We start from the raw sequence: 25,267 nt of genomic DNA on the forward strand, positions 1-25,267 counted from the left end.
CCACAGACCGACTCCGGTGGGGCCCGAAAACTCGTTTTGCTGTCTTTTCCCGGCCGCCTTGCCCAAGGTGCGAATATCAGATCGTTCCGAGAATCCGGAATCTGTGTGTCGCAGTCGAACAGCGGCGGACCAAGTGTCCCTTTCCGTTAGCTTTTCCCTTGACCAAAAGAGCTTGATCCGACTGGCGGATGACCACTGCATTCTCGCCGGCGTGACCTGATTGAGATCCTCAGTTTGTGTTTCTTGTTGAACACGCGCGTCTCTCATGTGACGTCGCGGAGCCTTCCTCGACATCGACCTCATGTCCAAATATGGACCGCGCCCCAAACCCAGCCGAATGTCGGAATTCGCCCGCGATGATTTCTTTGAGATCATGCCCTGTCACGTAGCGCTCCAGTGGTCGGGCCTGGTCGTCAAGACGCTTTATGGCAATCAGCCTAATGACTTAGCTGCCCCTTCTTCACCGCCGATCTCATCACCCGGATCGTCTCATCATAGTTTTTGATTGGGACGGGATAAGGGTGCCGATCCTTTCCACCGTGGGCCAGGGAGAAGCGAGCTGGGTCAGAAAAGCGGCAAGGCCCCATGAATGACTTCGGTAACCATCGCCAGGGCACTTACGGTTCGGGACCTAACATTCTGGGTGAGCAGCAGATCCACCTCGGCGCAAGTGAGCATGTCCGTCGCCTACAGCCTGCCTGGGTGCGAGCAACACTAGGAACCGGCTGCCTGGCCTCACCGACGACCGAAGCTGGGCTGAAAGCCTATTGTACCGAATCGAGGACAGCACCCTAATATCATTCCAGTTTTCCTCTACTATTCCGATTAAACGAATTGTCGCTTGCACTCACTAGTCTTATATTTCCCCGATATTTATAGGATCGCGCATGGCAACGTTCGGCCCCCAATTCGGTAACGACGATAAAGGGACTCTATTCCTGCAGAGAAAAGGGCCTGGCCTCGTTGAGGTGTTTTTCACACCGTCGGATAGGCGGATCGCGATTGCTGACCTTGCCGAGATCAATACGACGCAAGTGCTTTTACGCTTCGATGCGGCCAAACACACGACCACGTTGTTCCCGATCAACACTATGCCGGAATCCGAAGATTTCCTGATGCCGAAATACGATCCGATTATCTCGATCGAGATCATAGAAGATGAAGGTTTTTTCCAGGAATTCAACGGCTTCCGAGATAGAGAGGATGTCGAAGCCTACCTCGCCGAAGGCATGCCAAGGGGTTTCGTCAAAGACCCGAACTACGGGCTTGGCCTAGATCGCAAGCTTTCGTTCATTTTGACTGCTATAAGGCAAGTGGAAGGCGTGACAAACCTGCGGATCACCGACGAGCGTGAGTTGGACGTCGCCGTGACGGATGGCGGAACGACCTACGAGATCGGCTACAAGCTCTTTGACGAGTTGCGCCGGAATGCCAACCGCTTCGAGACGAAGGCGCAGGGTTCAGCGCGAAGGAAGAAGCTGCAGACTGCTTATACCAACCTTCTTACTCGCCTGGACCCTAAAAAATTCCCGGTAAGGATTTTCGACCGCGCCCCCGACGACATCGCCGACGTGATCGGCAATACGATCACGGATTCGAAACTCTCGGAAAATGACCGGGCGGCTGTAGTCAATATGGCCGCGGCGTCTGTGCGCACCTCGTTGAAGTCGCAGCGCGTCGGCCTGGTCAAGCTTCACGACGAGATCGAACTGGCCTCGCTCGATGAACTGATCGCTCGTATGGAAGAGCGGTTCGCCGAAAGAACGAGCGAGCTGCAATGGCAGAAACTCCTCGAGGCCAACCCGTTCATCCTCGACATGGCGTTCAACGTGCCGGTCCTGCTTCTGCAGGGCCAGGCGCATGTGGGCGGAAAGGTGCTGAACGGCTCCGGCGAAAAGATTGCCGATTTCCTTATTACCAATAAGCTGACCGACAGCATCGCCGTGCTCGAGATCAAGACGCCTGGCATGGAGCTGATCGGCAAGAGGGAATATCGTGGCGGCGTTTACACTGCATCTGCCGAGCTCGTCGGCGCCGTGGCGCAGGTGCTCGATCAGATCGACAAGTTGCGTAGCAATATCTATCGGCTCCAGTCGGAGAACCGGCCGATCGCGCTCGAGACCTACGGCATCAAGGGAACGATCCTGGCGGGAACGATTCCCGAAGGTCCGCGAAAGCGTGCCTTCGAGCTTTATCGAGCCAGTCTCGCAGGCGTCGCCGTCGTCACGTTCGATGAGCTGCTGTTGAAGCTGAAATCCCTTCGTGACCTTCTGGGCGGAAAAGCCGACATCGCCGTCAGCAAGAAACCAAAACCCGCGCAAGAATTCGAGGATCTGTTTTAATGGCCGCTCGCAGAACAGCACGAACGTCAAGGCCGGCCGGAGGACGCGCGACCGAAGGAGGGATGGATTTTCAGGCGGAGGTCGGCACATGGCTTGCGGCGCATATCTTGGCCCGTGTTCCGGTCGGCGGCCGGTTCGGCCTCGCCAACGTGGCGCTGCCCATCAGCCTGCGCCTCGAGACCGGCGAAGGCCTCGATGACATCGAGCTCGGCCAGGATGACGGTAGCCGGATCGAGTTTCAGAGCAAAACGAGCGCTGGCCTCACGCTGGATCCTGAAAGCCCTCTCGGCAAGACCATCGCGCAGCTCGTCAGCACCATGTTCGAAGTGCGCTCAACAGGCGTTGCCGTCGATACCGCGCGGTATCGCGCCGTTCTCGCGGTCGCAGCCGATGCGCCCCGCACGCTCGACAATCTCGAAAGGGGATGCCGAGCCTTCGATACCGGAGGCAACTGGACAAGCGTGAAGGCGCAGCGCAGCCAGGCCGAAGCCGACGCGCTGGATCTCTTGGAGACCCACGCCCGCAACGCCTGCACGGCGCGTTCCGCAGCGCCTCCAAGCGACGACGAGCTGGTGACGATGGCGCGGCTGTTCAAGATCGTTCGTTTCTCGATGGACGAGGGCGAAGATAATTGGCGTGAGGCCTCCCGCATGCTCGGATCACGTGTCTATGGCTCGGAGACTGCTGGCGACGCCCCGTTGCGAGACCTAAAAACCATTGTCCGGGACCTCATTGGCAGTGGTGCGCCGGCGGACCGCGAAGGGCTTGTGCGTGCCCTACGCGCCGTAGGGCACAACGACACCGCGGCTCCCGGTTATGATGCCGATCTCGCTCGCGTCTCCGCGGTCACCGATGCAGAACTTACCCGGCTGGCTGGCCATACGCGTCTGCCGATCGCGGGCGGGATACCGATTCCCCGTCAAAGTGACGGCCCGATGGCGACGGCGGTAGCGACCGGTTCGCTGATCGTAATTGGCGAGCCCGGCGCAGGAAAGACCGGAGCCCTCGTGGCGCTGGCACAAGCGCGACGCGCTATCGGCGAGACGGTCGTGTTTCTCTCGGTCGATCGCTTCCCAGGCGTCGCGATTGCGGCCGATCTTCAATCCGAGCTTCGACTCGCTCGACCGTTAGCCGAGGTGCTGGCAGCGGCGCCCGGCGCGGGTCGAAAACTGCTGATCATCGATGCGCTCGATGCGGCGCGTGGTGGCCCTGCCGAAGCCGTTTTCGCGACGCAATCCCCGGCTCCCCGCCCGATCCGGCATTCGCCGATCCGACGCTGAGCAATGTCCGCCATTTCAACGTGCCGCGCCTCAGCGATCTGGATCTCAACCGGGCTGGCACGGACACGGCCGCACTAGGCAGCTTGCTTTATGCGGCACCTGAGCGGCTGCGCGATCTGTTGCGCAACATCTTCAACCTCTCGCTCGCCGCACAACTACTTTCTGATGGCGTTAATCCGGACAGTATTAGAACAGTCTCGACCCAATCGGATCTGATTGATGCCTACGAGGATCAGCGGCTGCCGGGCACGCCGCTACATCGCGCTGCCGGCGCGACGGTTGATGTGATGGTTCGCCGGGGCCGCCTCACCGTCCGCAAGGTGCTCATCGCGCATGACAGCATCGATGAAGTGATCGCCTCAGGCGTACTCGCTGAGAGCGGCGATCTCGTCAGCTTTTCGCATCACGTCCTTTTCGACCATGTCGCCGGACGGTTCTTTTTGGAATGGGACGATGCCGGACGCCTGGTCGCACAGCTGAAAAGCGGTAGCTCGATAGCGTTGATGCTCGCGCCAGCCTTGCGTTTTGCCGTCGAGCGGCTATGGCGCAACGACGGCGAGGGCAAGGGTGCCGTTTGGCATCTCATTGCTGACATCTACGCTAACACCACCGTCGACCCGGTATTGGCCAACGTCGCTTTGCGGACAGCGATCGAGGATGTGAATTCCTCATCTGATATAGCTGGACTGATTTCGCTGATCCAGGCGCGCGCTACCGATGCGGCAATGGCGACGCTGCTGTCGCGGCTCGCTCGCTTTGTAGGGCTTTCAGTCGACACTTCGGGAGGCATTGCGCGCGAGGCGGCTATGGCGTGGGCAGAGGTCGCTGACGCCGCTATCGCAACCGCCATTCGCGAGCTGTCCGATCCGACTCGGTTTCTGCTCCAGATATTGTTCGACAAGGCTGATCTATCTGATGCGCCGCTTCTTAACCTATTCGGCCGCGCTTCGCGCAAACTCCTGACACTCGCGTGGGCAGCTGATCCGCCGATGCAGCAAACCGCCGTAAACGCGATCCGGTTTGTGGGTAAGAGCTTTGCTTCCGACCCTCTGGCATCCCGGGTATTACTGGATCGTATCCTGCGAGATCCTCATTTTTCGACGTATGCCGACAAGGAAGCGGGCTGGCTTTCTGAGCAGATCATACCGATTGCGCGATCAGATAGCGATTTTGCCGTTGAAATATATCGCGTGCTTTACTCCCGCGAGATCAGCGATGACAGTGTCTCGCATTTTGGCGGTCAACCCAGCCGGATCATGCCGCTTTCCTCAAACCGCAGACAGGACTATCTCCATTGCCGATATCACCTGGGCAAACATGCGCAGCAGTTGCTTGATCTATCGGCACATGCCGGTACGCGGGCTGCGATCGAGGTTGCATTGGGTGACATTGGTCGTGACCTTCCGCTCGGCGATCGGCGGGTCCGGGTAAACGTCGTCGGGCGCGAGCCGTTCGATCTCCTGGGCGACGATTTTGCGCCACTCGCTTGGGATCAACCGAACGGAAGGGGTGGGAACACGGATGACAATGTGCTTGGCCATTTTGTCGGCTTTTTGCGAGAATGCCCGACGGCGGCATTTGCCAAATGCATCCAGGCAGCGGCGACAAACTACTCAAGTCCCGCCGTGTGGGCGCGGCTGCTTGGCGTGGGGACGGAACGGGTCGCCGAGTTCGCAGAAGATATGTGGCCATATGCGAGCAATCTGACGATCCTCGTCCATCAGGGTACGGTCAGGGACGCCGTCCGCTTTCTGTCGGCTGCCTATCCTCTTCGATCGACCGAGCAGCGCGCCGACTTTGAAGCAGAAGCACTACGTCCCGGTCTGTTTCTCGACGAGCATGACCAGCGCTGGTGGCGACGGGTCTTGAGCCGGTTCCTCTCATCGGTCGACGAGGCATCAATAGCAACGGACGCGATGCATGCGCTGCGCGCCGAACTAGCCGCAGCAGGCGAACTCGGGGGGAATCCTCCTCTTCGCACGATGACAGTTACCTCGAGTCCAGCGCGGGGAATGATGCGAAGCATTCTCGAAAGAGAGGGGATCGATATAGACACTGGCGTTGATGCGCAGATGCTCACCCAGTCGGACGCACTTGCGGAACGAGTAAGAGAAACTTCATCGGAAAGCGACGCTGCCACTCTATCCGCTTTATGGCTGGAGACGGAAGCAACCATTGCCATGTTCGACGCGAACGCCCCGGCCCTCCATGCAAGCGCTGAACAACCTGTTTGGGGCAATATCAGCAATGCGGTCGAACGGATTGCGGGTAGCGTGGCGTATATTCCAGGAAGCGAAGGGATGCCGTCGATCGACGCGTTGCTACGCGTGCTGGATCGCCTCTGGGCAAGCCGCTTTCCGGAACCGGGAGAGACAGAAGGCTCCGCGCGCAGCTATGGCAACTGGGAAGTTCGCGTTTATGCCGCCGAAGCCTATGTTCAACTTGCAGATAGGTTCGGAGAAGAACGCCCCGAAATAATCGACATGATTGAAGCGGTTCTTGCAGACGCGGTGCCAGTCGTGCGGATGCAAGCGGCCGAAAACCTACAGGTTCTAAGGCGTGTCGCGCCAGAAAAAATGTGGGAGCTCGCCGCCCGTGTCGTGCGCAATGAACCGAATGTCGACGTACTTACTTTCCACGTCGGTGGCGTGCTTACGCGTTTGATTTGGCATGACATCGACCGCGCTGAAGGACTGATAGAGATCGTCGAACAGCGCCGCCGCGGCTTCGTTCGGAAGGAAAATCTCGGTCGAGATAAACTTTCTGAAGTTATGGGTGGACTCGTAGCTCAGCTCTGGGTTGGGCAGAACAGAGAAAGGGCGCTGCAGTGGCTTTTAGAATGGATGCAGGATCTGGTCACGAGCGAGGATCTGCTAACTTCGTTTATCTCGCCGCTTCGCGAGGCTTTCATCGCGCGCTATGCCGCGGGCAAAGACAACGACCCGTCGCTTTCTGATCGCGCGCAGCGTGGGGCAATGCTTATCCTCGAAGCCTGTTCATCCGCCGCCACGGAAAGCTACGCGGCCTTGATTGCGGACAACTGCGAGGGGGCAGCGCGAGAGGCGACGATTGCAAGGTACCGGGCCGCAGAGCACATCATCAACCATCTCATGAATCAGCTTTACTTCGGTTCGGGGGCATACAGGGAAAGCAGCGACCCAAGTCAGGGGCTTGCGACCGTGGACGCCATGCGCAGTTTCATGGCCGACTATAGACAGATGCTGTTACTGCTGTCGGAGTCTCACGAGCCGGCGACGCATCATCATCTCATCGAACTCTACGAGTATTTGATACCTGGCGATCCCGCTGCCGTCTTCAAGGCACTCCATGGGCTGTTACTCGGTGCCGGTATGCGGGAAGGCTATCATCACGAAAGCCTCGCGCTCAAATTGATCGTAAGGATCGTCACACGCTACCTTGCCGACTATCGTACCCTCTTCGAAGATGAAGCATGCCGCACCTGCTTGCTCGAGATCTTAAGGCTGTTTTCGGATGTCGGCTGGCCCGACGCAATGAAGCTGCTCTATGACCTGCCGGAGCTCCTACGCTAACCTTCCCGTCGATGGTATCGATTATGTTGGACTTGCATGGGATGCCGACTCGGTGCACCCTGCTATTCGTGGTTGGACACCCGCGACTTGTCGCCGAGTCAAACGTCTGGAAATCTAATTATCTTCGCAACTGCAACCGCATCCGACAGCGGCTTGCTGCGTAATCGGCGAACGGCATGCCAAGAACTGGAGATGCTGATGTTCGAACTCAAAATCAATCCAAGTTTTGAAAACCTCGAGGCTGCAAAGCACGAGTTGCTGAAGAAACTTCCAGCGGTGAAATCATCCCACCGATGTGAAGCGCTCGGCAGGAGCCTTGGCTACGGAAGCTATTCAGCGGCGCGGGCTGCGTCGAAAATGACTGCTGACCCAGTTACCGTCGACGGGCAAGCGTTTCAGAAATATCTTGAAAGCCAGGGAGTCAACGTTTCTCCAAATGTTCTATATCGAGCGATCGCAAAGGTGGCCATTGCTAATGTCGTCACTGCCAACGAGTTGCTCAGCATATGGGGTATTGGATATGGGAGGTCGCAACGCAAGCCCGATGGAGAATGGGAAGACCCCCAGGAGCGCTACGCGCGCTTCAAGGAACACCGATCGGAGTTGCTTGATGACTACGCGGTCACACCCTTCCTCTTGTCACTTGCCCTATTGGCAAGGGTTGTCCGCACAAAGACAATCCGGCAAGGAACTGGTAGTTACGGGGTGAAGCACATCGCCGAGAATTTTAAATGCACCTATCCAGACGGCGAGAAGCTCGGACCGCATTATGTGCCGAACGGCGTGCTGATAGCTGCAGCAATCCATGCCGGATTCATGACGAAATCCCACTTCGACGAGCTTGGCTATCACTCGCTGAATGTAACGTTCAATATGTCGAAGCCTTGCCTAGATGACCTCGACTATGAAGTTCGTCCCGACAGCAGCCGGTCTCAAGATCGGAGACGCGATGAGGAACGCCGGAGACTAAAAAAGGCGTCTCCGACAGTATGGGGGCGTTAGAAGCTGAATAGCGGTGTCGGATTATCGCGGCACACGACAAGGGTCAGGCTCTTCTTCGCTCTGCTGAGCCCGACATACAACAGCCGGCGCTTGTATTCTGTGTTCGAAAACGAGCTTTTGTCACACATCAGCACCAATGCACTTTCGCACTCGAGGCCCTTCGACTTGTGGACGGTGCTGATGCATTTTCTCGGAGGTTGCGGGTGCGAAAAGGTCCTTCGTCTGGTGATTTCGGCCAGACCTTCCTGGGCGGAACCAAAGCCACCAAGTTTGATTGCATCGTGAAATTCGCTTTTGAGATCAATGGATATCGTAGCAAAGCCCGCCGTTTTATTGGCGATAAGACCATTGAGATACGAAAGCGCAAGCCCGATGCCTTGATGATCAGGCCTTTCCAAGAGGATGCGGCTCAACGCTTGCAGTTCCGCCGGCATCCCACGCGTTGGTTTGACGCACTTGTCCTCGACTTCTCTTCTGACGCGTTGGCCATGCGTCGACGCGGTAAACCCGGTGCAGGTGCCACCTACGAAATTTATGAAGGCATCCGTTATATCTGCAGCCGAGCCCCGGTAGCGCTCGGCACTGTTCACCAACACTGAAAGCGCGTCACGGCTGTGGCCTTCCCAGATGCGCATCGACCGATAAAAGAATGCGTTCAGGTGATCGACCCGATCATTGCCGGAAGTAAGCACGAGCAGTTGCCGAGACCCCCTCGCCAGGTCTGAGATTGGCCGACGGTCTTCTCTCGACATCGCAAGTGCCTTGCGGGCGTTGCTGGCCGAATTGCTGGCATGTAAAACTGTCAATCCCCTGGGAAGCGCACCGGCAAGGCTTATGGCACGTCCATTTGAAAGCGTCTCGCGAGCGTCGAGAATCCATTTTCCGAGCTCAGGAGAGCCCTCCTTCCATCTATGGGGAACCCTCAACTGGCCGAACCCGCCCAAGGTTGTCAGTTGCCTCCAGCGTTCGAGCGCCAATCGCGTGCCATTGCCGGCTCCGCCATAGATGATCTGCATAGGATCGCCAAAGAACCTGATCGTTGAACCCGCTTTGTGCAGAGCCATCACCGCCGCGTGCTGATCAGCGCTCGCATCCTGGTGTTCATCGCAAACTATGATCGGATATCGTCCGGCGGCAGCCTTTGATACTGACACAGCACGCTCGAGCAGCCGTCTGCAACGAGCTGCCACGACATCGTAGGCCTTGTTTTCACGAGCCCAGCTTCCCACATCGGCCGGCAGATCCAAGGCACGATGGTACACCGCTGCAATCTCGGTCAGGAAACTGTCGATTGTCCGGATCTCTACGCGATTGGATTCACTTCTGGTGCGGTCAGCGAATACCGACCTGGCGGCGTGCGTATGCGTCAGAATTAGCACTCGACCCGCTGGGAGCGTCCGTGCAATCTCTGAAGCATAACGAGCCCCTTGGTAGGTCTTTCCGCAACCTGCTGGCGCTTCGATCACGACCAGCCCTTGATCGGAGCATAATAGCGAAAAGACGTCCTCGTCTGTCAAAACGACAACTCCCCGGACACGAAAGCCTCTTCGCCAACCGCCAATCGTATCGCGTTGATGAAAGGCAGCAGGTCCGGCTCAATCTTCGGCCACAGTCCCAGGTCGATCATTTTTCTGCAGAGCTCAACACCACCGCCAATCGACTTGAACCAGCGTTGGCTGTGCTTGCCCCATTCCTTGGCGGTTCGCTCATCCGGCGCCCCGTTCCGGTCTCCCGTCGCAGCTGCGACGATGACCGTCCGAAGAGCTGCGGCAGACCCGCAAGCCTTCAGGATATCAGCCTCCTCCTTTCCCTGAATACTTAACCGGTCGGCAAGGGTACGGAGGCGCTCCCCACCGAGACCATCTTCGTCAAAAGTGAGAGAGAGCAATTTATCGTCGGGGACATGCGCAATGATGTTTTCTTCAAGACATCCGGATGGCCACTGGAAGAGCTTGGCGCCGGCAGAAGACTTGAGGCTTTGCCACCGTCCGGAAAACCTGCCCTCGTCGTCGCAAAAGCCGGCGGCACTGATACCAGCTGCATGGAGAGCTTCTAAAAGGCCGAGCATCGCATCATTCCCGCCACCGTCAGCAATGCGAATTCCGTAGATGTATTCCCGCCCGTCAAAAACTAGACGCAACAGGGTGCGGACAAATCCTACCTCGGTCACGCCTTCAGCGATAATCGGGACACGCGACAAGAATGTCTCGGGATCGCGGCTCTGCTGCCTTTCAACCTTTTCCCGATGAAGTTGGCCAATTCGTCCGCTCCCATCCATGTACCAAAGAGCGGCTGCTTTTGCCGCCGCAATGACTATAGGGCTATGCGTTGTCAAAAAGCATTGCTGATCGTCAGATGCCAAAACATCGAGAAGCTGACGCAGTCGATAAGGTTCGAGCCCACGCTCGATTTCATCAATCACCGTCAGACGGGTCGAGGCCTCGATCGCCCCCGCGACCTGAAGTGCCGCCATTCTGCGCGTTCCGGCCCCCCAACTCGCGAGAGGGAGAAGAGTGCCGTTCTTGTCGGCCAGCAGGCCGACAAGAACACCAATCGAGAGCCCTTGGCTGCTCGTCAAGCCGATATCAAGATTGTGCGGCAGACCGGCTGCCCTCAATGTCTTATCGAGATCCTGTAAAGCTTTAGCTTCTTCGCCGGTAAAGGCACCCGAGACATCGACCGAAGCGACCTTTGCACTTATACGGGACTTCAGGTTGCCCTTGGACAGAAGTCGATCGAGCGCAGAGCCTGTCACGAGCCGCAAATCTCGATCATTGCGATCATCGTTGGCGAGCCGCACTACACCTATCTTTCGACGAAGACCTATTGAAAGAGCAACGGGCTCCATATTCGGCTGCACGACTTCCCATATCAGTTCGAGATCCGGCGTGCCTCTGACACGCATTAGGTGAACGGGGTCGTTGCTGGCGCCTTCCTGCTCGGGGTCTGGCAGAACGACATCCGTTCCATTCCATTCCCAAGGCCAAAGTGTCTGCTGGAAATTTGCTAGTTCCATCGCCGTCGGCAAACTAACCGCGGCCTCAATCGAGAAGCCTGGCTCAAGTGATCTGTTATAGTAGTCAGTCTCGAAAACTTGGGCAGAATTTGTCGGGCTGAACAGCAACGCTATTGCATGGAGAAGCGTCGATTTGCCGGAGTCCCCACCTCCGATCAGCAGGTTCATCTTGCCATTCGGATACCATACGGTGTTGGCGAGCCCTCGGAAGTTTGTGACCGCAAGGCGTCGTATACGTGGCTGCTTTATCATTGCCGAACCGAATCGATAGATTGTGAGATCAACCACAAGCTGTCGAAGTTTTAAAGAATAGCAAGCTTCTGGAAATGAAGCATACATAGAATAGGGCAGAACAAGCGGCCGATATGGCTAGCGCGTTGACCTGATGACCACTGACTGTGGCAATGACGTGCTTCTCCTAAGTTATCACCGTCGCTCTGATCACCGATTACTGCAGTCTTTCACAGTACCTCGTCACAGTGTTCCCCATGCCCGAAACCTCCCCCTGCCCGTCATCTCCCTCAAGCCCAGCTCCAAAACGATCCGCCGCGCCGCCTGCGGCGTCACCTCCAACGTCTTCGCCACCATCCCGGCCGACACCAACGGCTTCGCCATCACCAGCTCAACGAGTGCCGGCAATTTCGAGGACGTCCGCCTTCCTTCCATTTTTCGCTCGAAAATCGTGCGCGCCAGCGCCAGCCGGTCATGCTCTTTTATGCCGATCTCGGCGGCTGCTGAGAATCCGTGGGCGATGGCCAGCAACCGGGTTTCTCGGTCGCGATGCCGGCGCCGATCGACCGGAATGGTTCTGAGGCCAAGATTGACGGCGCCGAGATGCGCGCCCGACGTGACACCGGCCTGGCGCAGGATCGACGCGGCAAATAGCCGGCCGAGCCAGGGCGCATGCTGCAGAACAGAAAGCTCGTTCCAGGCATCGAGGGCGACGATCGCCTGCAGCACTGCTGGCAGATTTTCCGCCTGTCGCAAGACGCCACGCCATTCGTCGAGCCTGGAATCCTCGTCCCAGTCGAGATCATAGACCAGTGCGTCTCTGTCTGCCGCGCTGGCGCGACCGGGCCGTGTGGCGTTCTCGATCGCAGCTTCGGAACGGGCCAGGACAGCATCGATGGCGGCGTAGTCAACACCGGGTAGATTTTCGATGTCGTCGGCGACGTCCCCCTCCCCTTCCGGATCGGCCGCGACCGCGGGCCTGTTGGCGCCGGCCGTCTCCGCCTCGTAAGTGTTGACCTCCGTGATCTCTGAGGTTTTTCGCAGCGTGCGAACGCCGTCGGCGGACAGTGCCCAGCCGGGGAGCTGCGCGGCAATGCGCCTGCGGGTGCGCAGCACGTCGCGGGCGATTGTTAGCTCATGGGTCGGTGTGCGAATATCCCGCGTGGCATCATGGAGGACAAGGTCTTCGAGATGGACGAGTTCGCCGTCGATCCAAAGAGAGGCGCAGGCATCGGCGAAATGGGTGCGCTCGAGAAAGCCCGCGCCGACGGGCGAACGGGCGATACGTTCGTCGAGACGCGCCAATTCGATACCGGCGCGAAAAGCCGGCTCCATCAGGGCTGTGATGCTGATTTTCGCGAGATCATAAGCCATTGAAATCATGGTAAATGATTTGCTACAGGAACTCTATCTAAATATTAGGGTTCCTTACATGGGATGATCGCCGGTTGTGGCTCTAACCATCGATAAGTATCCCTTATCGATGGTTGTTGATTTCACGGCGCAAATCACTGAAAATCGCTGCTAAACGCCGGTCATCAGGGCCGAATGAATCAGTCTTTTGGAGCGCCCATGACCAGGAAATCGTTGGACGCCGTCGAGCGCCGCGCCGAAGAACTCGACACCATCGCCGCCGTCCTGCCGCTCGAGCGCCGCGACGAACTCGCTGAGCTGTTGACCGATAAGGACGTCGAGACGCTGCGCCATCTCGTCAACCAGGGAATGGGCGACAATACGCTAAGAGCACTGACCTCCGACCTCGCCTATCTCGAAGCCTGGGGCCTGGCTGCGACCGGACAGTCCCTGCCCTGGCCGGCGCCCGAGGCGCTGCTGCTAAAGTTCGTCGCCCACCATCTGTGGGATCCGGAAAAGCGCGCGAGTGACCCCAAACACGGCATGCCTGATGATGTCGGCAAAAATCTAAGGCATCAGGGTTTCCTGAAATCCACCGGTCCGCACGCGCCCGACACGGTGCGTCGCAGGTTGGCCAGTTGGTCGACACTCACCAAATGGCGCGGTCTCAACGGCGCTTTTGCCTCCCCTGCCCTCAAACAGGCGATCCGGTTGGCTGTTCGTGCCGTTCCCCGGACGCGCCGTCGTAAAAGCGCAAAGGCGGTCACAGGCGATATCCTTCAAAAGTTGCTGGTCACCTGCGCGGATAACAGCCTGCGCGACATCCGCGATCGGGCGATACTTATGGTAGCCTTCGCCTCGGGTGGTCGTCGACGTAGCGAGATTGCCGGCCTTCGTGTCGAGCAATTGACAATTGAGCAGCCGATCGAGGTGGAAGACGGCCCTCCCCTCCCCTCGCTCGCCATTCATCTCGGCCGGACGAAAACAACCACGGGCGAACAAGATGAGATCGTCTACCTGACGGGCCAGCCGGTGGAGGCGCTCAATGCCTGGATGGCAGCCGCAGCTATTGAAAAGGGCAGCGTGTTTCGGGGGATTGGCAAGTGGAATACCGTTTCGAAGCGGGCGCTCGACCCGCAGTCGATCAATGCCATTCTCAAGCAGCGAGCCAAAATGGCCGGGCTGGAGCCGAGGGAGTTCTCCGCGCACGGGTTGCGGTCAGGGTATTTGACCGAGGCGGCAAACCGCGGCATCCCGCTCCCGGAGGCGATGGAGCAATCACGCCATCGATCCGTGCAGCAGGCTTCGAGCTACTATAACAACGCTGTACGGCGAAGCGGTCGAGCAACCCGACTTCTAACATAATTGATTTTTCCCTTGCAATTACGGAATACAACTCCATAAATGCAAGGATGATTGAACGAAGAATTGAAACCGAAGTCCGACATCTGGTAGACGAAAGTCCTGCTGTTGCACTGTTGGGGCCACGCCAGGTCGGCAAAACAACGCTAGCAATCAATATTGGCGAAAGCCGGCCCTCGATTTATCTCGATCTGGAGTCGGAGGCGGATCGGGCCAAAATGGCGGAACCAGAACTCTATCTTGCAAGCCATGATGACAAGCTGGTCATCCTTGACGAAGTTCATCGTCTCCCAAACGTGTTCCAGATTCTGCGGGGCTTGATCGATCGCCATCGCCGTGCCGGACGGCGCACTGGCCAGTTTCTGCTACTTGGCTCGGCTTCGATCGACCTCCTCAAACAATCCGGAGAAACATTGGCTGGCCGCATTGCCTATCTTGAAATGCAGCCTGTCGACGGATTGGAAGTGCCGGTAGATGCACTCGAGAGACTTTGGCTACGGGGTGGTTTTCCCGACAGTTTCCTTGCTTCCAGCGACCGTGGAAGCATGCGCTGGCGACAGGATTTCATTCGCACCTATCTCGAACGCGATATCCCGCTTCTCGGGCCGCGCATTCCCGCCGAGACATTGAGGCGCTTCTGGACCATGCTGGCACATCACCAGTCTAATCTTCTCAACGCAGCCGAACTCGCCCGTTCGCTGGGGGTAGATGGCAAGACCGTCACTTCTTACCTCGATCTTCTTGTCGACCTGCTACTGGTGCGTCGTCTCGAACCCTGGCATGCCAATGTCGGCAAGCGGTTGGTCAAATCACCAAAAGTCTATGTCAGGGACAGCGGCATTGCCCATGCACTGCTTGGGCTTGGAAGCGCTGAACAATTACTTGGTCATCCAATTGTCGGCTCCAGTTGGGAAGGCTTCGTGATAGAAACACTGATCGCGTCCTCGCCAGATGGCACTACGGCCAACTTCTACCGTACAGCTGCCGGAGCCGAAATCGATCTCCTGCTAACCCCTCCAGGCGAAAAGCCATGGGCGATAGAGATCAAGCGAAGCCTTACTCCGAAACTTGAAAAGGGATTTTATCTTGCCTGCGAGGATTTGCAGCCGCAAAAGCGGATCGTTATCTATCCCGGTCAAGAGGCCTTCCCCCTTCCGAACGGTGTGACGGCAATGTCGCTCTCTGCCGCAGGTCGCCTATTACTTGACCGATAGCCAAATATTGGTTGATGAGTAAAGTGTATAGGCCAGCTTATCTCCTCGGCACTTTTTCTCCAAATGTCTGATAATCGTGCATTATCGGACGTTTTCCTCATTATAGAGAAATGGCCCAAATCATCGAGCAAAACACCAAAAATCACGTCGAGGAGACCTCAGCTCCGTTGCTCAGCACGGCGGCTGGGCGTGATGTTTCCGCGCCGGAGGTGTCAGGCGCAAGCCCCCTCCCCTCTCTCGCCGGCGGCGGCGAGACACCTGCTCATCTTGCCAGCCTCGCCGATCGCGCTCGTGGCTATGTTCAGGCGGCCAGTTCCGCCAACACGCGCAAGGCCTACGCGGCCGAGTGGAAGCATTTTTCGGCGTGGTGCAGGCGCTCCAATCTGGCCCCCCTGCCCCCGCATCCGCAAACCGTCGGACTTCACATCACAGCCTGCGCTTCCGGCACAGCTGAACGGTGTGCAAAAGCGAACTCTGTCTCGACCATCGAACGCCGCCTCTCCTCACTCTCCTGGAACTATGCCTGGCGTGGCCTCTCGCTCGATCGCAAGGACCGGCATATCGCCACCGTGATGGCCGGCATCCGCAACAGCCACGCCAAGCCACCTGTCCAGAAGGAAGCGGTCATGGCTGAGGATATCATTGCCATGGTCGAATCGCTCGATCGCGGCTCCCCGCGCGGCCTGCGTGATCGGGCCATGTTGCTCATCGGCTTTGCTGGCGGCCTTCGGCGCTCCGAGATCGTCGGCCTCGACCTGAAGGCCGACCAGACTGAGGACGGTCGTGGTTGGATCGAGATCCTCGACAAGGGTATGATTATTACGCTGCGCAGTAAAACCGGATGGCGAGAGGTCGAGGTCGGTCGCGGCTCGGCCGATGCGACCTGCCCGGTCGCCGCAATCGAGACTTGGATTAAGTTCGCCAAGCTTGCGCACGGTCCCCTCTTCCGTCGCGTGACGGGACAAGGCAAAGCAGTTGGGCCGGAACGGCTGAATGACAAGGAAGTGGCTCGTCTGGTGAAGCGGGCCGCAATGGCGGCCGGCGTTCGCGGTGATCTCAGCGAGATCGAACGCGCCATCAAATTCTCCGGACATTCCCTTCGCGCTGGCCTCGCTTCTTCTGCCGAAGTTGATGAGCGATATGTCCAGAAGCAACTGGGGCGCGCGTCCGCAGAGATGACCCGCAGATACCAGAGACGCCGTGATCGCTTCCGCGTGAATCTGACCAAGGCATCGGGGCTTTAGCTGTTCACTCCCCTTTCCCGCTAAGTGCTTGCAGCAGGACCGTTTGCGTATTATAGTCACAATAGTCATTTTGGTTATAGGTGAGACGATGCAAGCATCAACGCATGAAGATATGAGCTGGACGGTCGCTGGCGCGAAGGCAAAGCTCTCCGAAGTTATGGAACGTGCGCAATTGGCGCCTCAGACAATTACCCGCAACGGAAAGCCTAGCGTGGTCGTCGTTTCCGCAGAAGAGTGGCAGCGGAAAACTGGGCGCAGGGGATCGCTCGCGGAATTTCTGTTGGCATCGCCTCTGCGCTGCGCGGATCTGGATCTTGAACGGCAGCACGACGAGCCACGTGACTTGTCGTTATGAGGCTGCTCCTCGATACGAACGTTCTGTCGGAAGTTACGAAACCTCGCCCCCATGAAGGTGTTCTGAAATGGCTTCACGGACTGGACGAGGACCGCACCTTCATCAGCATCATGTCGATTGCTGAAATTCGTCGAGGCATTGCGTTGATGGATGGCGGGCGAAAACGCGATGCCCTGGACGAATGGCTCGCGCATGATCTGCCTCAACGCTTCGAAAGCAGGATTTTGCCGGTGGAAGGGCCTGTCGCCTTGGCCTGGGGCGATCTCATGGCGCTTGCCAAGCGAAATGGTCGCGGGCTTGCCTCGATGGACGGTCTGATTGCCGCTACGGCCGTCGCCCATCAGCTAACGCTTGCGACGCGCAACACCAAGGATTTCGAAGGCTTTGGAATAGACATCATCGACCCATGGGTGGACTGATTGGGTTCTTGTTTGTCGATTGAAAGGATTGGTCGCGGTGCTCTCCTACAGCTTGCTCAAAAATCACGCCGGCATCCTGCTCGTCGGGGACTATACGTCATTGAGCTGGCTACATGAGGTCGTCCATGACGTAAATGAGCGCTCGCCAATTGTGAAAGACAAGGAAGGCTCGTTCCTCGGATTGGCCTACGATGTGCGCAAAGCATATGAACGGCAGCGCGAGGTTATTCAGCCGCCAAAGCATTTTGAAGAAATTGGTGTTCGATATGGTGTCCAGATCCTCTGGCCCGTCCTTCTTCTTCAGCAAAGGCTGTTAAGGCAATCCCTCGCGTTCCTCAGCCATACGGCCAAAACGCAATCCATCACCTACGCCCTGGAAGCCATCATCGAAGCTGCGCTGCGTGAGGATTTTGGTGCGCAAGCGGAACGCATCATTGATCACTGGCAGCGCCTTGACCCAGCTCAGCCTGAGGTATTCGACATGATCGACAGCCGCGGCGGGATCTTTTGTTCATGGACGAAAGCGCAACGGAAGGCCGGCTTTGCGCAGCTCCTTTCTAGTTTCGATCCGATGTATGACCGCTTCTACGCTATGCGATTGAAGAACGGCGAAAAGAACCTGATCTCTCCGACACAATTCGCGGGCTGGGAAAATGCCGAATGGCCGAATCCTCGGTGGTAAATCACGGGCTCATCAATAGTGGTATCACCCGGACAGACGCCCCTCCCCTGCTCTCTGTTGAAACCGCACGCTCGGAAACCAAAGGCTGAATCTCCGCTAATCGCTGCAGTTGAAATCGGAAAGTAAAAGCCACACCGTCTGTAACATTTCAGTTTGCTGAAGAAGCTCTCGATGAGGTTCCTCTTTTTGTACAGCCAAGGGCTGAAGACGAGCGATATCTTCCGGTTGGATTGGGCGGAATGTTTGCCCAAGACCGCTTTGTTTTCACCTTTGCGCGTAGCCAATCGGCGTCGTAGGGTTTGTCTGCCAGAAGCATGGCACCTACGGGAAGTCTATCGAATAATTCGTCCGCCGCGGTCAGATCATGGGCATTACCAGGGGTGATGGCGATCTTGATCGGTAGCCCGTTTCCATCAGTCACGGCATAGATTTTTTGGTGGTAAGTCTACCACGACTTCGGCCAAGGCAGCGATCCTGATAATCACCCTGAATGATGCACGCGAACCGAGGTGCCATCGATCATCGTGACGCCGTCATCAGACGGGCGCGTGATTGCCTCCATCAGCCTGTCCCAGATTCCAGCAATGGTCCAACGCCTGAATCGATTATAGCACGTTGTGTACGGGCCATATCTTTCTGACAAATCACGCCATGGGGCACCTATCGTAGAACCCAGAAAATACCGTTGAGCACACGTCGGTCATCGACGCGAGGCACGCCTCGCGGCTTGTTAGGCAGGAGTGGCGAAATCATGCGCCATTCAAAGTTGGTCAGATCATAACGGCTCATCCCCGAATCTGAATCAGGTGATACGACTACAGGAAAGGCACGAAACTGAAGTGGGAGAGCGATCTAGTCCATCAACTTGGGAAAAAAGACCAATCCTCGGCCATGAATTCGAGCGTTTCATCGCGGAAATAATATAGAGAATGCCGAGTACTGGCGGTGTCTGCTCCGATCTTTTCCCAAGACACGGCATCGCGGTCGGGGTCAGGACCGATCAACTCATAGAACTCGCCCCAACGAGGAGCAACACCGCTGTACCGGCCATGGCCGTCTGTCTTATACCATTCATGATCGTTGGTGCTGTCCCAGCAAAGTGCCCCACGTCTCTTCAAATTTTGAACTGGGCTTCTAAAACAGGGCCACAGCCCTGCGAATACCGTTCGGCTTTTGTCGTCCACGACCCTGTACGAGCGGAAGCGGACGTTGGCGGCGGAGGCCTCAACTGAAACCTGCGGCTCTGGGGCATTTGGATCGGCCACCCAACCCTGGCCGAGTTGCAATTTGACAAACTTTAACATGCATTACGATTGGCCAACTTGCACAGTCTACACCACTCAATTTATGAGTTCACGCCCTATATACGGGGATGCTTGTTTCCGATGCAACGAGCCCCACCCCTCTCCTCCTCCGCAAAAAGCGGCTTTGCTATATCACCAGTTCCGACGCTTGCCTTGAAATTTAAATTAGCTCCGATCTTGTCCGGGAATAGGTCCGAGTAGCAACGTTCAAAGCAACCAGCCCTTTCCTGGCGGACCGTCCGCAACCTCCAGAGCCAGCACTCTCGTGTAAATCGCAGTGCCGAAGTCCCGCGCGGTCACGAACCATTTCAACCCGGATGGTGGAAACCTTGTCAGCTGACAAGGTTTACGACGTTAGTAGTGTCCGCGGTGCACCGCCAGAGAACCGAGCGGCTGCAAATTTTCTTGCATTTCCTTAGTATAATGCGCTGCCAGCTGACATTGTTTCGCAGTGGCAGTCTGCTCCAGCCTTGTCGAAGTACCACTTTTCCACGGACCGATGCACCTCGGATTAGATTAGAATCTTGTCAGCTGACAAGGTTCTGGGGCGGTAGTAAGGTCCCGGGTACACGATCAGAAAACCGAGCGACCGCGAATATCGCATTACTTCGGTGGCAAAAACCTTGTCAGCTGACAAGGTTTTCGTATCCGACCTAAGAGGATATAACCCGGACTATCCTAACGGAGTGCGTCGGGGCCTACTTCAACAGGCTTGTGAATGGGGTCGCTAGCGCGGCTTCCTAGATCCCAGAGGCGTCGAGCAAAGAATCACAGCAGTAGCGCCTCGGGCGCCGGCAGGGAAGAGAATGCCCCACAATAGCGGGGGCGGTTGGTGTGATCGCTTTGATATCCAAAAGATCAGACCGGATCAGCGTGCAGATCGTCTGGAAGAAGGACTTGTGAGGTGGCGTCGCTGGTTCTCCAACAGGATGTTTGCCTTCATGGAAGAAGCGGCATTGGCCAATGGCAATGTCATGTTGGAGGAGCTGCGTGGCAGGGTAGGGGACCGGTTGCGCAAACGGATTGAAGCTGTTGGAGCGGCGGAAGCGCGGAATTTGATCCTGTCACCGCGGAAAGATGAATAGACGCGCGAAAGTCGGCGGCGTGTTGTCTTTAGCAAGGCTAGGAACTCCGCATGATATTTAATCTTCCGGACCCTGACACACTCTACGCAGCTTTACTGGCCCGAAATGAACTTTTCGGTGGTCAAGACTTCGTGTGTGTCACTTCAACCGGCGTTTTTCGCCGTCTGACCTGCCCTGCGCGAAAACTGCACTTTCTATCCCACGATCGGCGAATCCGTTGAGGTTGGATACCGCCCTTGCAAGCGTTGCCATCCTCTTCAGGCGGCTGCACTTGCTGATCCGAGGATTGCTGCCCTCCTACATGCTCTCGACATGCGGCCTGACCTTCGTTGGTCTGAAAACCATGTGATCAAACGCGATTATGACCTCAACCGTGCGGCGGAACTTCCGTGGCGCGCGCTGGTTCAAAAGCTGTTGCGACCAGCAGCTGGTCCGTTGCTGCTGCCCAAAATTACGCAGATGGCCAACAGCTTCCCTTGGAGCAGATGCTTGCAGTTGTCATCAGAATCGCAAAACCGGTGAAGCTACCAGTCACCGTCGATTTTGAGGGTGGGTATGCTGCCGATCCTGAAACTGTCGGGCAGAATGTCCGAAGGCTACTAGAACTCGGCATTGTCTGCTTCAATTTTGAGGACCAGATCGTGGATGGCCTCGGCCTCTATGGTGTTGAGGATCAGGCTGCTCGGATACCCGCGGCTCGCCATTCGGCCGATTCTACCGGTGTTCCAGCGTTCATCAATACCCGGACAGGCGTCTTCCAAAAAATCGATCGGGGAACCGCACACGCTGATTTAGTCGAGGAGGCGCTTGCCCGCGAGAAAGCATATGCAGCGGCCGGCGCTGACTGCTTTCTCCTTCCTGGATTGACAGATGATGCGTTGATCCACCGAGTCTGTGACGTGGCAACAATGCCTGTTGATGTGATGACAACTAGCAGCCAGGACGTACATAGGTTAAGAGAGTTGGGCGTGGCCCGCAGCAGTTTAGGACCGGCACGATATATCGCTCTCATCTCTGCCGTTGAAGAAGAAGCGAACGCTCTTCTGTAACTTGGAAGGATGTTCCGGAAATTAGATTATCCCCTTGGCCCTATAGTGCTCAGCAGCCACTGAGTCCATCTCATGGACCTGGTCGTCGGTGGAGAAGCGTGGCGTAGTCGATAAGGCGTTTTGGGGCGAACTGATTGGCAGATGCTGCTTGCCATAATTTTCGCACGCCTTCTTCAGGTGCTTTGTAAAGAACGGAGGCGTGCGAATTGGTCAGTTGCAGGCGCGCTACATGATTCAAACGCAGCCTCACCAGAGGCGAGAAGCGACGCCAGATGGGCGGGAGGCCAGTTAGTTGCGCAGATGTACACTGATGACCGTGCGTGGCCGCAAAGGCTGGGATTAGAGGCGTAGCGGGGACGCAGATTTGCAACCCATCGGACTGCGCTGGAATTTGTTGAACGTGGCGATACCTTCGGCCAAGAAAGGCCGGTTTTACCTTCGCCAGCTAGTGAGGTGCGGGAACCGCTTTAGGGAAGGACTAACTGCCGTCAAGAATTGCTGCTGCGGCCCACGAGCCTTGCCGCGCAATTCCAACTAGCGGTAATCGGGATACAATTAGCGGTCTTGCCCGAGCAGTCGCCAAACTTCACGTGAACCGGTCCGTCACCTTCCTTATTGGCGGTCAGATTGTTGGGGTATGTAGGTTGGTATCGTTTTTCTCGACATAGAAATTGAACAGTTGCAAGCGTGTTTTATGACCTAAACGCAGGCTCACGACCCTCGAGATCCGATGTCGGACGGCGGTCTGGGTGAAACCAGCGTAAAATGTGTTTTGGTGGCCGTCTACGGCGGAATTGCTCAGCGCATAGCGTCCGGGGGGGGGTACGTGTTGGTCTCCACGCGGGACGGCCGTGCATGATGGACGAAAAGACAGGCCGCCAAATCAGAAATACCAGATAGCCATCAAAATGGCAGATGCCATCTTGATGGCGATGTCGTTCTTAGTTAAATTTGATCCACAGGAAGGAGCACTTAATGGTAACCCCGCAACTATCGGTCCGCAGTTCCAAAGCGCGCGACCTTGCCCATAAGCTCGCCCGCCGAGAAAATCGCACGATTGCCGAAATCGTCGAGCGCGCGCTCGAATCCTATGAGGCCCGAGAGGCGGGACGTGAACCCGCTGCGAAATTCTATAGCCGCCTTTCATCCCCGTCGGGTACGGATATCGATTTCGATAGTATCATCAATGAAAACAGACGCGCTCACAAAGGCGTAGAGCTTTGATTTTTCTGGACACGAATGTGATGTCTGAGACTTTCAAGAAAGCTCCCGATTCTGCGTCATAACATGGCTGGTTCGCCACGATGCCGAATTGGCATTGCCGACGGTTGCAGTTGCTGAGATCGCTTTTGGTATTCAAAAGATCAGGCCGGATCAGCGAGCAGATCGCTTGGAAGAGGGACTTGTGAGCTGGCGTCGCCGGTTCTCGGACAAGATGTTTGCCTTCACGGAAGAAGCAGCATTGGCCTATGGCGATATCATGGGAGACGCTGCGCGGCAGGGGAGGAGGATGTCGGCTCCGGACGGCATGATCGCGGCTATAGCGCGGATCAATGGTGGCCGGCTGGCGACCAGAAACCTCAAAGATTTCGAAACAACAGGACTCGAATTGATCTCGCCTTGGCAATTCTAACAGTGATGTCGGATCCTAGAACAATCGGACCGCACGCCCGCTTTGCTTTGTCGCGTTGTTGCAGTAGCTGGACGCCTGTTGCACTGATCGATGGCGCGACTGTATCCATCGTCTCAGGTAGCGGAATGCCGCGATCGGCGGCCTCCGTCAAATATCGTGACCGCAACCGTGCGCAGAAAACTCCCCGCGATCCAACCCCGCCATTTCCGCTCGATGTTTAAGGATCGCGTTGATCGATTGCGGATCGAGCGCCCGGCGCGAGACCGTTCCCCACCTTCCAATGCCCGGAAACACGCTTCCCATGTCGATCCTCGCGGCCGTCAGCCAGGCATTCAATGCCTCGACAGGCCGGCCTGTGAGATAGACGACTTCGTCGTCCTCTCCGGTCGTCGTTTTGGTCCGCCCAAGATGAATTGCCAACGAGGGTGGGGGAGGGCTGTCAGGCACCTCGATCGGCGTTTCCTCGGTCAGTTGCTCCATGCGGAGGCCTGCGATCTCGCTGCGCCGGCGACAACCTGACGCAAAGGCGACCATCAAAACCGCTCGGTCCCTGATGTCACGCAAGCTGTCACTTGCGCACGTGGCGAGCAGCATTAGCAGGATGTCCCCCGTGACCGCTTTTGCGCTTTCTGGACGACGCTTTCGTGGAACGGCGCGGACCGCGAGCCGGATCACCTGTTTGAGGGCAGGGGAGGAGGAGGCTCCGGATAAGCCGCGCCATTGGGTCATGGTTGACCAATCCGTAAGCCGGCGCCGCCCTGTATCGGGGGCACGGTAACCTGCGCTCCGCCTTGAATTCACGGTCCGTTGGGCTTCAGCTCGTCTGGAGGAACAATCTTTGTTCCCACCCGCACTTATGTTGCCTCAACATTACCCAGTGGCTTTGACGTTGTGGCCGCCGGCACGCAGCAGAGCCATTAGGACCGGACCAAGTGAAAATTCGCCTCGCTTAGCCTTGCTTGTCAAATCTCTGAGATATCCGCCCGGTGAATTAATATGACCACCCCGCTCCAAAATGCAGGCAATCGTTACCGCCGCGTTCTCTGGACCCATTGCCTCGCAGGCTTCCTGATATGCAGACGGGCTGACCCCAAGCATGGATCTGACGACCACTGCGGCTGTCATTAGTTCACGCCAGTTGCGAATTTCGCCTTCGGGCCCGTAGCTGGAAATCTCGGGGCAGGCCCGCAGCACAAGTCCGATTGGGAAAGCCTTGATCGGCACATGCTGGGGCTGCCTGTCCTCACTCGGCTTCGCTCCCTGCTCCTTTCGAGAGCTAGGTTCAAGTTCATTAGGAGGGTTGGTATTTGAATTCTGTATGTGGCGCTCAATATGAGCATCATTGGCGTTCATTTTTGACGAAAAGTCTCCCGAATTCAGGAGTTTGACGATGTCGTGACGTAGACTGCTCATCCTGAGACCGAGGTCCTTGAGTTCAGCCAAGGTGGGATTGCGCGGAATTTCTCCCACGATCGCGATATAGCGCTCCTCTATTTCGTCCCAGTTGCCTGCTGCCCCTTCCTCGACAGCCGCAGTGATCAGCTTGCGGATATCCCGCCGCCAGATCGTCAGATTTTCCTTCGCCTGTCTAAAGGCGATCCGATCGGCAGCAACCTGCTGGGCGAGGCACGCAAGCTCCTCAGCTCTCATAAGAAGAGGTGATATGTCGAATCCGTACGCATGCTCGATCGAGCCATCGTCGCCTTTTCTCGCGTAGCGTTTCCCGTTGGCGCTATCTTTGCGGATAATCAAGCCGGCGTCAACGAGGGCCGCAAGATGCCGACGCAGGGTCGCGCCTGCAATGCCATGGGCACGAATTGACAGCTGAATGTTCGAGGGAAAGACGACGAGCCGCGCGTCTTGGCGCAGTTCGTTCTCCGGATAGAAGCTCAAAAGCGCATCGAGAACCGCGAGGCTTCGATCCTGCAGACCAAGCACCTCCCGAGCTTCAGATGCATCGCGAAAAACCTTCCACTTGTTTGCCGATTTACCTTCCTCGATCCTGCTCGTGGCAATTTGCCGCCTCACAAGCGCAAGGGTAACCTGTCGCCGCCCAAAGGGCGTCGTTACTTGTCCACCTTCCATGTCCTCGCCTCTCAAAAAGGCAAAAGAAATACGCTCACCAAAACGGTGCCAAAGACTCTT

At 57.0% G+C, this 25,267-nt stretch carries 17 protein-coding genes and 6 pseudogenes; 15 read left to right on the forward strand and 8 right to left on the reverse strand.

Annotation, left to right across the window (positions count from 1 at the left end; translation table 11 throughout):
- Nucleotides 1-229: 229 nt before the first annotated feature.
- Nucleotides 230-657: pseudogene (locus FS804_RS23905) on the reverse strand (DUF763 domain-containing protein); the annotation flags it as partial.
- 230 nt (nt 658-887) lie between these two features.
- On the opposite strand from FS804_RS23905, the gene FS804_RS23910 reads away from it, so the two are divergent.
- The 4 genes from FS804_RS23910 to FS804_RS23920 all read left to right on the forward strand — a co-directional run bounded on the left by FS804_RS23910 (nt 888) and on the right by FS804_RS23920 (nt 8,175).
- Nucleotides 888-2,342, forward strand: coding sequence for a Shedu immune nuclease family protein (locus tag FS804_RS23910; RefSeq protein ID WP_144579264.1), 1,455 nt, complete (start codon nt 888-890; stop codon nt 2,340-2,342).
- Between the two features lie 62 nt (nt 2,343-2,404).
- Nucleotides 2,405-3,622 (forward strand): hypothetical protein, encoded by a 1,218-nt coding sequence (locus FS804_RS25300; protein WP_246665949.1) that lies wholly within the window; start codon nt 2,405-2,407, stop codon nt 3,620-3,622.
- 20 nt (nt 3,623-3,642) lie between these two features.
- A complete protein-coding gene (locus FS804_RS23915) occupies nt 3,643-7,173 on the forward strand; it encodes an ATP-binding protein (protein WP_246665950.1) in 3,531 nt (1,176 codons plus the stop codon).
- Between the two features lie 198 nt (nt 7,174-7,371).
- Nucleotides 7,372-8,175 (forward strand): hypothetical protein, encoded by an 804-nt coding sequence (locus FS804_RS23920; RefSeq protein WP_144579265.1) that lies wholly within the window; start codon nt 7,372-7,374, stop codon nt 8,173-8,175.
- On the opposite strand, the gene FS804_RS23925 is transcribed toward FS804_RS23920, so the two are convergent.
- The 3 genes from FS804_RS23925 to FS804_RS23935 form a co-directional block, all read right to left on the reverse strand.
- Entirely contained in the window at nt 8,172-9,692 is a 1,521-nt protein-coding gene (locus FS804_RS23925; RefSeq protein WP_144579266.1) for a UvrD-helicase domain-containing protein, read from the reverse strand. The two genes, FS804_RS23920 and FS804_RS23925, sit on opposite strands and share 4 nt — an antisense overlap.
- Nucleotides 9,689-11,359 (reverse strand): ATP-dependent endonuclease, encoded by a 1,671-nt coding sequence (locus FS804_RS23930; RefSeq protein ID WP_210244462.1) that lies wholly within the window; start codon nt 11,357-11,359, stop codon nt 9,689-9,691. Before FS804_RS23930 ends, FS804_RS23925 begins: the two co-directional genes overlap by 4 nt.
- Nucleotides 11,360-11,665: 306 nt before the next feature.
- Nucleotides 11,666-12,805 (reverse strand): RHE_PE00001 family protein, encoded by a 1,140-nt coding sequence (locus tag FS804_RS23935; RefSeq protein ID WP_144579267.1) that lies wholly within the window; start codon nt 12,803-12,805, stop codon nt 11,666-11,668.
- Between the two features lie 189 nt (nt 12,806-12,994).
- Between FS804_RS23935 and FS804_RS23940 the strand changes: the two genes are divergently transcribed.
- From FS804_RS23940 to FS804_RS23965, 6 genes are all read left to right on the forward strand, one after another.
- Nucleotides 12,995-14,140, forward strand: coding sequence for a tyrosine-type recombinase/integrase (locus FS804_RS23940; protein WP_144579268.1), 1,146 nt, complete (start codon nt 12,995-12,997; stop codon nt 14,138-14,140).
- Nucleotides 14,141-14,187: 47 nt separating this feature from the next.
- A complete protein-coding gene (locus FS804_RS23945; RefSeq protein WP_144579269.1) occupies nt 14,188-15,351 on the forward strand; it encodes an ATP-binding protein in 1,164 nt (387 codons plus the stop codon).
- A 110-nt stretch (nt 15,352-15,461) separates the two neighbouring features.
- A complete protein-coding gene (locus tag FS804_RS23950) occupies nt 15,462-16,595 on the forward strand; it encodes a tyrosine-type recombinase/integrase (protein WP_144579270.1) in 1,134 nt (377 codons plus the stop codon).
- 88 nt (nt 16,596-16,683) lie between these two features.
- Entirely contained in the window at nt 16,684-16,950 is a 267-nt protein-coding gene (locus tag FS804_RS23955; protein ID WP_144579271.1) for a type II toxin-antitoxin system Phd/YefM family antitoxin, read from the forward strand.
- Nucleotides 16,947-17,369 carry a type II toxin-antitoxin system VapC family toxin gene (locus tag FS804_RS23960; RefSeq protein WP_144579272.1) on the forward strand — a complete coding sequence of 141 codons (423 nt, stop codon included), beginning with the start codon at nt 16,947-16,949 and terminating at the stop codon, nt 17,367-17,369. The genes FS804_RS23955 and FS804_RS23960 overlap by 4 nt, the downstream gene beginning before the upstream one ends.
- A 37-nt stretch (nt 17,370-17,406) precedes the next feature.
- Nucleotides 17,407-18,051 (forward strand): hypothetical protein, encoded by a 645-nt coding sequence (locus FS804_RS23965; protein WP_144579273.1) that lies wholly within the window; start codon nt 17,407-17,409, stop codon nt 18,049-18,051.
- A gap of 134 nt (nt 18,052-18,185) precedes the next feature.
- Here FS804_RS23965 and FS804_RS23970 read toward each other — a convergent pair.
- Both FS804_RS23970 and FS804_RS23975 read right to left on the reverse strand, forming a co-directional pair.
- Nucleotides 18,186-18,840 (reverse strand): annotated as a pseudogene (locus FS804_RS23970) (IS5 family transposase); the annotation flags it as partial.
- Between the two features lie 71 nt (nt 18,841-18,911).
- The gene (locus FS804_RS23975) at nt 18,912-19,355 is read right to left on the reverse strand and encodes a hypothetical protein (protein WP_246665951.1); all 444 of its coding nucleotides are present in this window, start codon (nt 19,353-19,355) and stop codon (nt 18,912-18,914) included.
- Between the two features lie 842 nt (nt 19,356-20,197).
- Between FS804_RS23975 and FS804_RS23980 the strand changes: the two are divergent.
- From FS804_RS23980 to FS804_RS24000, 5 genes and pseudogenes are all read left to right on the forward strand, one after another.
- Nucleotides 20,198-20,361 (forward strand): annotated as a pseudogene (locus FS804_RS23980) (type II toxin-antitoxin system VapC family toxin); the annotation flags it as partial.
- Between the two features lie 129 nt (nt 20,362-20,490).
- Nucleotides 20,491-20,635: pseudogene (locus tag FS804_RS25305) on the forward strand (bifunctional transcriptional activator/DNA repair enzyme protein Ada); the annotation flags it as partial.
- A gap of 194 nt (nt 20,636-20,829) precedes the next feature.
- The gene (locus FS804_RS23990) at nt 20,830-21,489 is read left to right on the forward strand and encodes an isocitrate lyase/phosphoenolpyruvate mutase family protein (protein WP_144579274.1); all 660 of its coding nucleotides are present in this window, start codon (nt 20,830-20,832) and stop codon (nt 21,487-21,489) included.
- A gap of 975 nt (nt 21,490-22,464) precedes the next feature.
- On the forward strand, nt 22,465-22,713 hold the full coding sequence (locus FS804_RS23995; RefSeq protein ID WP_144579275.1) for a type II toxin-antitoxin system VapB family antitoxin: 249 nt from the start codon (nt 22,465-22,467) through the stop codon (nt 22,711-22,713).
- A pseudogene (locus FS804_RS24000) lies at nt 22,710-23,122 on the forward strand (type II toxin-antitoxin system VapC family toxin). The gene FS804_RS23995 and the pseudogene FS804_RS24000 overlap by 4 nt, the downstream one beginning before the upstream one ends.
- Nucleotides 23,123-23,137: 15 nt before the next feature.
- Here FS804_RS24000 and FS804_RS24005 read toward each other — a convergent pair.
- Together FS804_RS24005 and repC are read right to left on the reverse strand one after the other, a co-directional pair.
- Nucleotides 23,138-23,911, reverse strand: a pseudogene (locus tag FS804_RS24005) (tyrosine-type recombinase/integrase); the annotation flags it as partial.
- An 81-nt stretch (nt 23,912-23,992) separates the two neighbouring features.
- Nucleotides 23,993-25,207 (reverse strand): plasmid replication protein RepC, encoded by a 1,215-nt coding sequence (repC, locus tag FS804_RS24010; protein WP_144579276.1) that lies wholly within the window; start codon nt 25,205-25,207, stop codon nt 23,993-23,995.
- Nucleotides 25,208-25,267: the final 60 nt, after the last annotated feature.

Source organism: Agrobacterium sp. DE0009 (genome assembly GCF_007680755.1).
Taxonomy (GTDB): Bacteria; Pseudomonadota; Alphaproteobacteria; order Rhizobiales; family Rhizobiaceae; genus Agrobacterium; species Agrobacterium tumefaciens_B.